8 protein-coding genes are annotated in these 12,470 nt (G+C 58.7%); all 8 read right to left on the bottom strand.

The genetic code is table 11. The annotated features are described in order from the left end of the window. Window positions 1–93: 93 nt before the first annotated feature. The 8 genes from LZU96_RS07755 to LZU96_RS07720 all read right to left on the bottom strand — a co-directional run bounded on the left by LZU96_RS07755 (window position 94) and on the right by LZU96_RS07720 (window position 12,465). Entirely contained in the window at window positions 94–1,701 is a 1,608-nt protein-coding gene (locus LZU96_RS07755; protein ID WP_233987751.1) for an ABC transporter substrate-binding protein, read from the bottom strand. Between the two features lie 79 nt (window positions 1,702–1,780). Next, a complete protein-coding gene (locus LZU96_RS07750; protein ID WP_233987750.1) occupies window positions 1,781–3,058 on the bottom strand; it encodes an NAD(P)/FAD-dependent oxidoreductase in 1,278 nt (425 codons plus the stop codon). 10 nt (window positions 3,059–3,068) lie between these two features. Continuing rightward, the gene (locus LZU96_RS07745) at window positions 3,069–3,737 is read right to left on the bottom strand and encodes a haloacid dehalogenase type II (RefSeq protein ID WP_233987749.1); all 669 of its coding nucleotides are present in this window, start codon (window positions 3,735–3,737) and stop codon (window positions 3,069–3,071) included. Window positions 3,738–3,765: 28 nt separating this feature from the next. Then, the gene (locus LZU96_RS07740) at window positions 3,766–5,235 is read right to left on the bottom strand and encodes an aldehyde dehydrogenase family protein (RefSeq protein ID WP_233987748.1); all 1,470 of its coding nucleotides are present in this window, start codon (window positions 5,233–5,235) and stop codon (window positions 3,766–3,768) included. A gap of 451 nt (window positions 5,236–5,686) precedes the next feature. After that, window positions 5,687–7,144 carry an NAD-dependent succinate-semialdehyde dehydrogenase gene (locus LZU96_RS07735; RefSeq protein ID WP_233987747.1) on the bottom strand — a complete coding sequence of 486 codons (1,458 nt, stop codon included), beginning with the start codon at window positions 7,142–7,144 and terminating at the stop codon, window positions 5,687–5,689. A 158-nt stretch (window positions 7,145–7,302) separates the two neighbouring features. Continuing rightward, on the bottom strand, window positions 7,303–8,262 hold the full coding sequence (gene cbl / locus LZU96_RS07730; protein WP_233987746.1) for an HTH-type transcriptional regulator Cbl: 960 nt from the start codon (window positions 8,260–8,262) through the stop codon (window positions 7,303–7,305). Window positions 8,263–10,032: 1,770 nt separating this feature from the next. Continuing rightward, entirely contained in the window at window positions 10,033–10,950 is a 918-nt protein-coding gene (gene nac, locus LZU96_RS07725) for a nitrogen assimilation transcriptional regulator NAC (RefSeq protein ID WP_233987745.1), read from the bottom strand. A gap of 489 nt (window positions 10,951–11,439) precedes the next feature. Then, complete coding sequence (locus tag LZU96_RS07720; protein ID WP_233988156.1) at window positions 11,440–12,465, bottom strand: ABC transporter permease; 1,026 nt, start codon at window positions 12,463–12,465, stop codon at window positions 11,440–11,442. Window positions 12,466–12,470: the final 5 nt, after the last annotated feature.

Here is a 12,470-nt window from a genome sequence, read left to right as displayed (position 1 = left end):
GAACAACCGGAACGTACACGTAGTACGTGTGGATGGAGATCACTGCCCAGCGTCAGACAGACCCATAAAATCGTCTGACTGGATTGGCTGGGATCAGGCGGTCAGCCAGGCGAACTCATGAAAGCGATAGCCCATCATCATGCCCGACGGCCAGGCCTCCACGCCCTTCACCTTTTTGCTGTAACCGTCAGTCGAGCTGATAAAGGTCGGGATGATGGTGCCGCAATGGTCATAAATCAGCGTCTGCATATCGCCATACATCTGCTTGCGTTTCGCCTGATCGCGCTCGCCACGGGCGGCCATCACCAGTTGGTCAAACTGTGCGTTTTTCCAGCCCGATTCATTATTCGGTGCGCTAGAGAGATAAAACTGTGAGAACAGCATGTCGAGCGTCGGTCGCGGATTTATCGAGCCGTATCCCACCGGATCTTTGGTCCAGTGCGAAGACCAGTAACCGTCATACGGCACGCGTCGCACTTTGAAGTTGATGCCAGCACCCCGTGCCATCTGCTGAATCAGCTGGCCACCTTCATTCGCACCTTCGATATTCGGGGTGGTGATGATCTCTACCGTCGACCCGGTCATGCCAGCTTTTTTGATGTGGAACTTCGCCTTCTCAACGTCGAGCGGACGCGGTTTGAGGTCGGCGTTGTAGAGCGGATGCCACGGCGGAACCGGCGTGTCGTTGCTGACGTCGCCGTAGCCCTGCAGCACGGTTTTGACCAGCATTTCACGCGGCTGCAGATATTTCATCGCCAGCACAAAATCTTCGTTGCTGCCTGGTTTGACGTCGGTGCGCACAATCAGGTTGGTGTACATGCCCGATTTGCTCTCCAGCACGCCGAAGTCGCTGGTAGCCTTGATCCGTTTGCAATCGGCCGCCGACAGGGTGGAGACGATGTGCAGATCGCCCGACATCAGCGCATTGACCCGCGCCGCCGCATCGGTCACGCCAATCAGCTCTATCTCATCGAGGTGCGGTAAACCGGGCTTGTAGTAGTTGGGATTGCGGGTGCCGATCGAGCGCACGCCCGGCATAAAGGCTTTGCAGATGAACGGACCGGTACCGATGCCCTTGCTGAAATCTTTGGTGCCATCCTGCACTATCAGGAACGGCGGCGTCGCCAGCATATAAGGTACATCGAAGTTGGCGCTACTCAGCTCCAGCAGCACCTCATGATCGCCGACCGCACTGAGGGTTTTGAACTGATCGGCCAGCTTAAAGGCGTTAGACGCGACCGCCGGATCTTTATGGCGGCTGAGCGAGTAGATCACATCTTTGGCGGTAAAGGGTTTGCCGTCGTGGAAGGTAACCCCCTGGCGCAGTTTGATATGCCAGCTGATGCCATCGCTGGACTCCAGCGATTCGGCCAGCGCCGGTTGTGCCATCAGGCTTTTATCCAGCTCGGTCAGGCCGCTGTAAAACATGTACTGACGGGTGTAATCGGCGCTGTTGTTGCTTTTCGCCGGATCGAGTGTGTCAGTGGCGGAAGCGTTCGACATCGCCGCCCGCAGTTTGCCGCCTTTGATGGGCTTGTCATCGGCCAGCGCTGCACCGGAAAAGCCGATCAGGCCGCTGCTCATTACCGCACCAGCCGAGAGCATTTTCATCAGGCTACGGCGTGACAGCGATCCTTCGGTGATCATTCGCGTCAGTGCCGGATTAACCGCGTCAGGCTCTTTATTATCAAATTTGCTCATCTGTACACCCTCAATAAACCATCAAGCGAACGTGAAGTAACTCTTCCGGCGGCCGGAGGTGGCCTGATCCGGCGGGAACTTATGACAGGCGATCCTTTGCTTTGTAATAGAGCCCGGCGAGGGGCAAAAACCATGGCTTGCCGTGATAACCGGGCAGCGCAGGCCATGACGCGCGCTGCCAGGGGTTTTCTGTCTGTTTTTCGGCCAGCAGATCGGCCATCACCCGACCCATCCACACCGACATCTGGGTTCCGTGGCCGCTGTAACCCAGCGAATAGAACACCCCATCCTGCTCACCGGCATGGGGTAACCGGTCCGCCGTCATATCGACCATACCGCCCCAGCAGTAGGCCAGCGGAGTATTGCTGAGCTGAGGAAACATCTGCACCATCGCCTGGCGCAGGATCTCGCCACTGCGCGAATCGGAGGTCGGGTTACTGACCGCAAAGCGCGCCCGGCCACCAAAGACCAGCCGGCGATCGGCGGTGCTGCGGAAGTAGTTGCCGATGTTCAGTGAAGTGACGTAGGTGCGGTTGTGCGGTAACACCTGGCGCAGCAACTCGTCATCCAGCGCCTCGGTGACCACGATAAAGCTGCCGACCGGCACGATGCGGCGCTGAAACCAGGGAAAGGGGCCGACGTTGGAACAGCCGGTTGCCATCAGCACTTTGTCGGCCACAATCTCGCCCTGCCCGGTATGCACCCGATGCTGATAGCCATTAAGGCGCTCCAGCCGGGTTACCGCATGATGAGGATAAATTCTCGCCCCGCTGCGGGCCGCCGCCTCGGCGAGCCCGACGCCGAACTTGCCCATGTGCATCTGACCGCCGCGCTTTTGCAGCAGGCCGCCGTGAAAATTATCACTGCCGATCTCCTGGCGGACGGCCGCTTTGTCGAGCAGTTCAATCTCTGGATCGACCGTGCGGCGCATCAGCTCCGCGGCTTCGCGCAGCCCGGCGAGATGGGTCGCTTTGCTGGCGAGCTTGAGCTTGCCGCACAGGCGGAAATCGCAGTCGATCTGTTCGTGCTGTACCAGCTGTTCGACATAGCTGACCGCGTCGTCAAACGCCCGATAGAAACGACTGGCCTGTTCCATCCCCTGACTCGCCACCAGCGAAGCGAAGTTCTGCGCCACGCCGGTGTTGCAGTGCCCGCCGTTGCGCGACGAAGCCTGACTCATCACTTCGCCGCTCTCCAGCAGCACCACGCTAAGGCCGCTGCGCGCCAGGCTGAGCGCCGCCGAGACGCCGGTGAAGCCGCCGCCAATCACCACCACATCAGCCTGTGACGGCAGTGGGTCGGTCGCGGCGCCGCTAAAGGCCGGTGCGGTGGCTTGCCAGAACGATTCCAGTTTCATGGCGCTTTCCTCAGAGTCCAACGACGCCAGGCAGGCCGCCAATGTCTTTAATTTCGGTGTACTGATAGTACGGATTGGCCGGTTCATGACCGCGGTTGACCCACACTTTGTGTTTGATGCCGAGATCGTGTGCGGTCATCAGGTCGTAGCGGAAACTGGAGGAGACGTGGAGGATCTCATCCGGGCGACAGTCGAGCTTCTCCAGCATGTACTCAAAGCCTTTCATCTGCGGCTTGTACGCGCCCGCCTCTTCCGCGGTGATCGTCATATGGATGGGTGCACCGAGGCGCGGGATATGATGCGGGATCAGGTCCTTCATCGAGTTAGTCAGCAGCACCAGCGGAAACTCCTCTGCCACTTTTGCCAGCCCGGCTGGCACATCAGGATGCGGCCCCCAGCTGGCGCAGTCGGTGTAGATAAAGTCGCTGTCGGCTTTGTCCCAGCTCACGCCCCACTTTTTACAGGTGCGCTGCAGCGCATTACTGACCACGTCGTAATAGGGTTTCCAGGCGCCCAGCACCTCATCGAGCCGATAGCTGGAGAAGTCGGTGGTGAAAGCGTGCATCTGCGCCGGGTCGATGCGGTCGCTGAAGCGACGCTGCGCGGCACCGGCCATGTCGAACAGAATCAGCGTGCCGTAACAGTCGAACGTGATGTATTTCGGTTTAAACAGAGCCATCTAATAACCTCGTCATAGTCAGTTGCGCTTAGAAATCGATCAGTACGCTTTTCTGGCGCTGGCAGGCCTGAAACGCCTGACGGCCTAAATCTTTCCCGATGCCTGACCCGAGAAAGCCGCCGGTCGGAATGATGAAATCGCCAGAGCGGCCATAGCGGTTGACCCAGACGGTACCGGCCTCCAGGGCGCGAATCGCCCGCAGCGCACGCGGCAGGCTGAGCGTATGCACACCGGCACACAGGCCGTAGGTGTCGTGCGCCGCCAGCGCCAGGCCCTGCTCTTCATCGTCGAACGGCTGAATGGTGAGCACCGGACCAAAAATTTCCTGCTGCACCGCCGGATTATCCTGCGCGACGTGGCTCAGTAAGGTGGGCTGCCAGAACCAGCCGCCGTCGGTGTCGGCGAAGCGTTCGCCGCCCACCAGCACTTCCGCGCCCTGCGCTTTGGCGGCCTCAATCACTGAACAGACTTTGTTGCCCTGACGGTCATCGATCAGCGGCGCGTAGCGGCTGCCTTCATGCCAGGTGACGCCCGGCTTCACCTCGCGACATAGCAGTGCCAGTCGCTCAGTCAGTGCATCGGCGATGCCGCGCTGCACGATTAAACGGGTCCCCGCCACGCACGCCTGGCCGCCATTGGCGGTGAAACCGCGCAGGATGCGCTGCGCCAGGATGTCCAGGTCACCGGCGTCATCAAACACCAGCTGCGGGCTTTTGCCGCCCAGCTCCAGCGTCACCGGCTTCATGCCGAACTGCGCCGCATCACTCATAATGCGCGCGCCGGTGAGGGTCGAACCGGTAAAGGAGACTTTGCGCACCAGCGGATGTTTCACCAGCGCACTGCCGGTTACCGCCCCGCTGCCCTGCACAATGTTAAGCACGCCAGCCGGTAAGCCCGCCTGAATTGCCAGCTCGGCCAGTCGTACGGTGGAAAACGGGGTCAGCTCAGAAGGTTTAAGCACCACGGCATTGCCGGCGGCCAGTGCCGGTCCGCATTTCCATGAGGCCATCGACAGCGGGAAGTTCCACGGGGTGATGGCACCGATTACGCCGTAAGGTTCGGCAATCAGCATTCCGAGGCTGCTGTCGCGGGTCGGGAACAGGTCACCGCTGTATTTGTCGGCGCATTCGGCATAAAAACGAATCGCTTCGGCGGTGAACGGGATTTCGTGCAGTACCACATCGCTGATGGGTCGGGTCGATCCGAGCGCTTCCAGCTGGGCCAGCAGCGGGTCCTGCTCAATCAGCTCAGCCCAGCGCCGCAATACGCGACCGCGTTCACGTGGCGCGCAGCCTGACCAGCCACTGGTTTTCAGCGCCTGATGCGCCACGGTAACCGCGTGATCGACATCCTGCGGCGTGGCGTCATGCAGCGTGGCGTAGACCTTACCGTCGGAGGGACGCTTAACCGCAAAGGGCGCGCCCTGGCTCTGAAGATGCTGGCCGCCAATATAATGACCAACCGGAAGAGAAACTTTTTCAGGGTCGAAACTTAACATGGAAGAATCCTTATTTGTTACACCCGTCACTCGCTGGCTTATTAGCCTTTTAAACCGCGCTTAGTTATCGCGTTAATAAGCTAATGCAGAAGGTATGCCTGCCGGGCAAAAAATAAAAATGCGTTTAAAACAGCGCAAAAAAATTTTCTGCCGTATTGATGAAGGAATTTTTGCAGAATTGCCGAACAATTAAACAGATGATTTACTTCACAAAATTGTTGCACTCTGCGGGTGCAACGCGCACGGAAATTGCACCATGACGGATATCAGTGAGCCAGCGTTGCACCCGACGACAGATTTTCACCGGTAAATAATCGACCTGCTTCACATTGTTGATAAATTTCTCTGTTATTCAGGGTGCAGATAATTAACGTCGGGCGGTAACAATGATGGGTGCAAAAAAAGCGCCAGCCCGGAAAACAGGCTGGCGCGGTTAATAGAGTGAGATTATTCAGAGGCTGCCGATATGAAATGTTTTTTGTTCAAGATACTCATCAATTCCATAACGTGAACCTTCGCGGCCAATACCGGATAATTTCACGCCGCCAAACGGGGCGACTTCTAATGAGATCGCTCCGGTATTGAAGCCGACCATGCCAAACTCCAGCGCTTCCGCCACCCGCCACGCCCGTCGGATATTTTCCGTGAAGAAATAGGCCCCCAGGCCATAAGGCGTGTCATTCGCCATCGCAATCGCCTGCTCTTCATCATCGAAAATAAACAGCGGCGCGACCGGGCCAAAGGTTTCTTCATGCGCGATGCGCATAGTGCTGGTGACGTTACCCAGCACCGTTGGCTCAACAAAGGTGCCGTTGCCCCGACTGATGCCGCCGGTCAGTAGCGTGGCTCCCTGGCTCAGCGCATCGTCAATGTGACCGTTCACTTTCTCTAGCGCCCGGTTGTTGATCAGCGGTCCAATGGTGGTGCCCGGCGTGAAGCCATCGCCGACTTTCAGGGTCGCGACCACCTCCAGCAGCCGGGCGCTGAACTGCGGATAGATATCGCGCTGCACCAGAATCCGGTTGGCGCAGACGCAGGTCTGGCCGGCATTGCGGAACTTGCTGATCATCACGCCCGCCACCGCTATCTCAATATCAGCATCGTTAAAGACGATTAACGGCGCGTTGCCACCCAGTTCCAGGCTGAGGCGTTTGATGCTGTCAGCGCTCTGTTGCATCAGCAACTGCCCGACCTTTGTGGAGCCGGTAAAGGAGATCTTTCGCACCGTGCGGCTGGCGGTCAGCGTCTCACCAATTTCGGTCGGCAGGCCGGTGAGCACCTGCAGCACGCCGGACGGGAAGCCAGCGCGTTCCGCCAGTACCGCCAGCGCCAGCGCCGAGAGCGGCGTCAGTTCAGAGGGTTTGACGATGATCGGGCAGCCCGCGGCCAGCGCGGGGGCCACTTTGCGGGTGATCATCGCAATCGGGAAGTTCCAGGGTGTGATGGCTGCCGCCACGCCAACCGGCTGTTTCAGCACCAGAATACGGCGGTCATCGCTGGGGGCCGGAATAGTATCGCCGTAGATACGACGCGCTTCTTCAGCAAACCATTTAACAAAGCTGGCACCGTACAGCACTTCACCTTTGGCTTCTGCCAGCGGTTTGCCCTGCTCGGCGGTCATGATCGTCGCCAGATCGTCGGCATGATCAATGATCAACTGGTGCCACTTTTCCAGCAGCGCCGCGCGCGTGGCATTGGGCGTTTTTCCCCAGGCAACGCGTACTGATTCGGCATGCGCTATCGCCTGCTCAGTCTCTTTTTTTCCCAGCGCCGGAATGGTGGCGAGGGTTTCGCCGGTGGCTGGATCGGTGACCGGCAGCGTGGCGCCCTGCTGCGCGCCCTGCCAGCGTCCGGCGAACAGCGCCTGCTGGCGCAGCAGATCGCTATCTTTCAGTTGTAGTCGCGACATAACATCCCCTTGTGGTCAGTTGATTCCACTTTATCGCGGCGGGTCAGCGCAGGATGTTGTTGTCGGAGAGCAGAAAGTACCGGAAAGGAATTTTTGGCCGTGAAAAGAAATTTTATGCCGTGCAGTGAGAAGCGCACCCAAATGGATGCGCCTCAGCGTTAAATCTGGAAGTCGATTACCGGCTCATCTTCATTACCGTAGGAGAGCGCCTGGCGTTTAATCTCCTCCAGCGACAGGTTCGCGTTGCACAATTCGAGGAATTGCCAGACATAGTTACGCTGCAGCTGACCACGTTTGAGACCCAGCCAGACGGTGCTGGCATCAAACAGATGCGTCGCCTCAACGCGGACCAGGTCATCGTTCTCTTCAGTTTCGCACGCCTGATCGGCCAGTACTCCAACCCCCAGACCGAGTTTGACGTAGGTTTTCACCACGTCGGAGTCCTGCGCACTGAGAACAATATCCGGTTTCAGCCCGGCGGCCTGAAACGCCCGGTCGACGCGTGACCGGCCGGTTATGCCCTGCCGATAGGTGATCAGCGGATAGCGGCTGAGGGTGCTGAGCGATACCGGCTGATTCTGCACCAGCTCATGCTCTTTCGGCACCAGCAGAGCGTGATGCCAGCTGAACCAGGGGAAGGCCGCCAGGCTGCTGTTATTGACCAGCATTTCACTGGCAATACCGATATCCGCCTCGCCCGCCAGCAGCATACTGACGATTTCCTGCGGCGATCCCTGATTCAGTTCCAGCCGGACATTGGGATAGAGCTGACGGAAGGCTTTAATGATCTTCGGCAGGCTGTAGCGCGCCTGGGTATGGGTGGTGGCAATCGTCAGGATACCGCTGGTTTCATTGGTAAAGACATCGGCCAGCCGCCGCACTTTCCCGGCTTCATCGAGGATGCGCTCAGCGATAGTCAGCAAGGCTTTTCCCGGTTCGGTCATACCTAACAGGCGTTTGCCGCGGCGGATAAAGATCTCCACACCCAGCTCATCTTCGAGGTCACGAATATGTCTGCTCACACCCGACTGGGACGTAAATAGCGTATTGGCGACTTCCGTTAAATTAAATTCACAGCGGGCCGCCTCGCGGATGATTTTAAGTTGCTGGAAATTCACGGTATTTACCTCCCTTTACGTAATCTGATGAATTGATGGTAAGAACTATTATTGATAACAGGAAATACTAAAAAATTTACTTATATGACTTTAGGGAATAACGGGGTGGGAATGAGGGTTGGGGGTTCGCTGCGCGAACAGGGCTAAGGGGGTTTCGTTCCGCCGACCGGCTGGGTGAGGGTTCGCTGCGCGAACAGGCTGGGAGCGGGGTTCGTTCCGCCGACCGGCTGGTGGGGTTCGCTGCGCGAACGGGCTCTGAGAAGGTTTCGTTCGCCGGATGGCTGGTGGGGTTCGCTGCGCGAACGGGCTCTGAGAAGGTTTCGTACGCCGGATGGCTGGTGGGGTTCGCTGCGCGAACAGGCTCTGAGAAGGTTTCGTTCGCCGGATGGCTGGTGGGGGATCGCTGCGCGAACGGGCTATGAGAAGGTTTCGTTCGCCGGCTGGCTGGTGGGGTTCGCTGCGCGAACGGGCTATGAGCGGGTTTCGTTCGCCGGCTGGCTGCGGCAGTTTCAGCTTCGCCGCTGCCGGCGATCGACAAGGGGGCGCCAGTCGCCGCGCCCCCTTGACCCCGGGCTCCGGCCTGCTTCACCGCCGCTTCGCGGTCCCTTCGCTTCTTCCTGATTTCTCACGGACCGGCCGGGACGCGCCATCCCTGGCGCGGCCCCGCCTCTTCGCGACATCCCTGTCGCTCGTCCTGAAATCCCTCATCCGCTCAGCGCTTCAGACGGCCTCCCAACCCCTCGCTGTTATTTCTGTATTTCCTGGTGAGTTCTTCGCCGCTGTATGTATGAGCACAATGACTGTCGGTGCTGCTGGTTTTTTTCAGGGCCGTCAATAATCAGACGACATCAGGACAGACAGCAATCTGAGAATCCGCTGTCATGCAGATGCTGCGCAGGATGCAGCAGTGCGAAGCGCGCCTGACTATCAGGCTCAAACCATCAGCAGGCAGACAATATCAGGCCATAAAACAAAATAGCGGGTTTGCAGGCGGGGGTTTACCCGAGGCGTCCGCAGCGCTGAGGAGTGAGCGAAGGCCAGGAAGAGCCGACAGGACGTCGGCGAAAGGACGGCCTCGCCAGGGACGGCGAGTCCGGACGGTCCGTCGGCCGCAGTGAATGACGAAGGCACCGCGCGCAGCGTGGCGCGAAGGCAGCCGGACGCCGGGATTGTTAAGGGGCGGGCGTCCGCCCCTTGACGCGTCCGCCCGCTCGGGCAACCTGAAACTCCCCAGCGCCTGGCGGGCGAAACCTTACTCTGTGCCAGCCCGCTGCCATACGTAACCAGCCCCAGCTCCCGCCCGCCGCCAGGCGTCATTACACAAACCAGCAGACGACTCCGGACCATAAAAAAAACAGAGATACTTCAGGCGGGGGTTTGTCAGAGGCGTCCGAAGCGCTGAGGAGTGAGCGAAGGCCAGGAAGAGCCGACAGGACGTCGGCGAAAGGACGGCCTCGCCAGGGACGGCGAGTCCGGACGGTCCGTCGGCCGCAGTGAATGACGAAGGCACCGCGCGCAGCGTGGCGCGAAGGCAGCCGGACGCCGGGATTGTTAAGGGGCGGGCGTCCGCCCCTTGACGCGTCCGCCCGCTCGGGCAAGCTGAAACTCCCCAACGCCTGGCGGGCGAAACCTTACTCAGTGCCAGCCCGCTGCCAGGCGTAACCTGCTCAATGCCAGCCCGCTGCCATACGAAACCTGCCATGTCAGACCGCAGCCATGCGTAACCAGCCCCAGCCCGCCGCCAGGCGAATCCCAACAGAGCCCTGCCTGTTAACTCACTAACATCAACTCCCTCTCTTCACTCATCGGCTTATTCAGCAGCGACAGCAGAATATTTTTCACTGCCTGCGCCGAAGGCGACAACGGTAAGCGGGCGGAGATGTTCAGTGATAGCGGCAGACTCAGTGACGGGCTGTTGATGCGCGCCATCCAGGCATGGGTCGAGCCGACCAGCGAACGTGCGGCGGATTCCGGCAGCACGGTGACGCCCATACCACTGGAGATCGCCGCTGTCAGCGTGGAGATCGACTCGATTTCACCGATGATCCGCGCACTCAGGCGACGCAATGAAAATGCCTCATCGACACGTTTGCGCACTGCACTGTAGTCGCGCGGCAGGAACAGACTCATCTGCGCCACATCAGCCAGATCGACGCTGGCACCCGGGCAGTCGGTAGTCCCGACCAGATAGAGCTCCTCTTTCATCAGCGGCATACTGTTAATTCCGGCGGTCGGCGCACGGTCGTACAGCACCGCCATATCCAGCTGACCGTTCATCACTTTTTCATTCAGCGAACTGCCGCTGTTTTCATGCAGGTAAACCAGCACTTCCGGGAACTGATCGCGTACCGTCTGCAACAGCGGCATGGTCAGCGAGGATGCGGCGGTACCCGGTGCCAGGCCGATCGATACCTGGCCACTCAGCACCTGACCGGCATTGATTACCGCGGTTTGTGCCTGCTCACACTGACGCAGAATAGTACGCGCGTGGGCGTAGAGAATCTTACCGGCTTCGGTCGGCGTTACGCCGCGCTTGGTGCGGATCAACAGCTGTTGATCCAGCTCGTTCTCCAGCGTCGCCACCTGCTGGCTGAGCGCCGGCTGGGCGATGTGCAGCACTTCTGCCGCCTGAGTCAGACTGCCGATATCGACGATTTTAACAAAGTACTTCAGTCGTCTTAAATTCATCTTGCCTCCGTCACTAACCCCGAATAGCGAAATTGGTCTGAGCCAATCGCCTTGTTGCTAAGGAAATTGCAAGATGCAGGCCAGGTTTGGTCAGCACAGCCGTTGCTCTAACCAGAATTTTCCTAACGCGCCGGAAAATAAGCGTTTCTGATTACCTCATAAGAGTTAATAAGCAGCGGCGATAGCCGCACGGAAGCGTAAAGCGGACCAGGCGCACCGGGATAGTGCAGGCGCTGCGAGTCAGATGTGCATAAAAGTGATGACCGGCAGACTGTTTTAGTGCAGCGGCAGCCTGAAAACGCGCAGAGAGTCTGGCTTCAGGCGTCGCGGATGCAGAAAGAAGTGTAAACGCTATCAGTGGGATTTCTTATCTTTAGCGGGAATCTGGCGGCAAATTGGCAGGATTAAGATGAACCTTGCCCTCTCTGCCAGGCAGCAGAGAGGGCAAGGCATGCGCCCGCGTTCCGGCGGCGCAACGCCGGGAGTGAATCAGCGTTTTTTACGGTTGCGATGCATATCAATCGAAACCGCAGCAACAATAATGATCCCTTTAATGATGTCCTGAATATAAGCATCGACACCCACGAAGGTGAATCCGCTCTTAATCAGGCCGAGGATCACGGCACCGATCAGCGTACCGGTAATGCGACCAACACCGCCCATCAGGCTGCTGCCACCGATTACGGCTGCGGCAATCGCATCCAGTTCGTAGGACATCCCCATGCTCGACTGTCCGCTACTGACACGAGCGGCCAGCACCACGCCCGCCAGGCCCGAAAGTGCGCCGGCGATGGAATAGACGATGATCAGGTATTTATTAACGTTAATGCCGGAGACTTTGGCGGAAGTCATGTTGCCGCCGATGGCGTAAACATATTTACCGTAGCGGGTATGCTTCAGCGCGATATGGAACAGCAGCGCCACCACCAGGAAAATCACCACCGGCATCGCACCCTGACCGATAGAGGTAAAGCCATCGGAAAGGAAGCTGATCGGGTTACCCTGGGTGTAATACTGTGCCAGACCACGCGCCGACACCATCATGCCGAGCGTGGCAATAAATGGCGGGATACCGGTGCGGGTGATCAACACGCCATTCACCACGCCGCACAGTAAGCCGACGCCGATACCGGCGGCAATCGGGATCGCTGCCGGCATATTCACCAGCGACGGATACATCGGCGACAGGCTATCCGAGGTTTGCGCCAGACTGGCGGCAACTACGGCCGTCAGGGCGATGACCGACCCGGAGGAAAGGTCGATACCGGTGGTAATGATCACCTGGGTGACGCCGACCGCAATAATCCCGATGATCGCCACCTGCAGAACAATCAGGATCAGGCGGTTGGTGTTGAGCAGAAAAGACTGGTCACGCACGTACCAGCCGAACATTTCAAAAATTAACGCAATCCCCACCATCACCACAAAAATGCCGGTATCTTTCGGCAATTTGTGACGCAGACTGGCGAAAAAAGAGGGTTGCTGCGGTGCTGCCGGGGTGGCAGTAGCTTTCATATTGC

It is taken from the genome of Pantoea agglomerans, assembly GCF_021397715.1.
GTDB lineage: Bacteria > Pseudomonadota > Gammaproteobacteria > Enterobacterales > Enterobacteriaceae > Pantoea > Pantoea astica.
Note: the sequence above shows the minus strand (reverse complement) of the source record. Positions and strands in the feature narration are given on the sequence as shown.

Coding starts and splice junctions, on each gene's coding strand:
- LZU96_RS07750 (WP_233987750.1), bottom strand. CDS start 3,058: ATGAAACTGGAATCGTTCTGGCAAGCCACCGCACCGGCCTTTAGCGGC.
- LZU96_RS07740 (WP_233987748.1), bottom strand. CDS start 5,235: ATGTTAAGTTTCGACCCTGAAAAAGTTTCTCTTCCGGTTGGTCATTAT.
- nac (WP_233987745.1), bottom strand. CDS start 10,950: ATGAATTTAAGACGACTGAAGTACTTTGTTAAAATCGTCGATATCGGC.
- LZU96_RS07735 (WP_233987747.1), bottom strand. CDS start 7,144: ATGTCGCGACTACAACTGAAAGATAGCGATCTGCTGCGCCAGCAGGCG.
- LZU96_RS07720 (WP_233988156.1), bottom strand. CDS start 12,465: ATGAAAGCTACTGCCACCCCGGCAGCACCGCAGCAACCCTCTTTTTTC.
- LZU96_RS07745 (WP_233987749.1), bottom strand. CDS start 3,737: ATGGCTCTGTTTAAACCGAAATACATCACGTTCGACTGTTACGGCACG.
- LZU96_RS07755 (WP_233987751.1), bottom strand. CDS start 1,701: ATGAGCAAATTTGATAATAAAGAGCCTGACGCGGTTAATCCGGCACTG.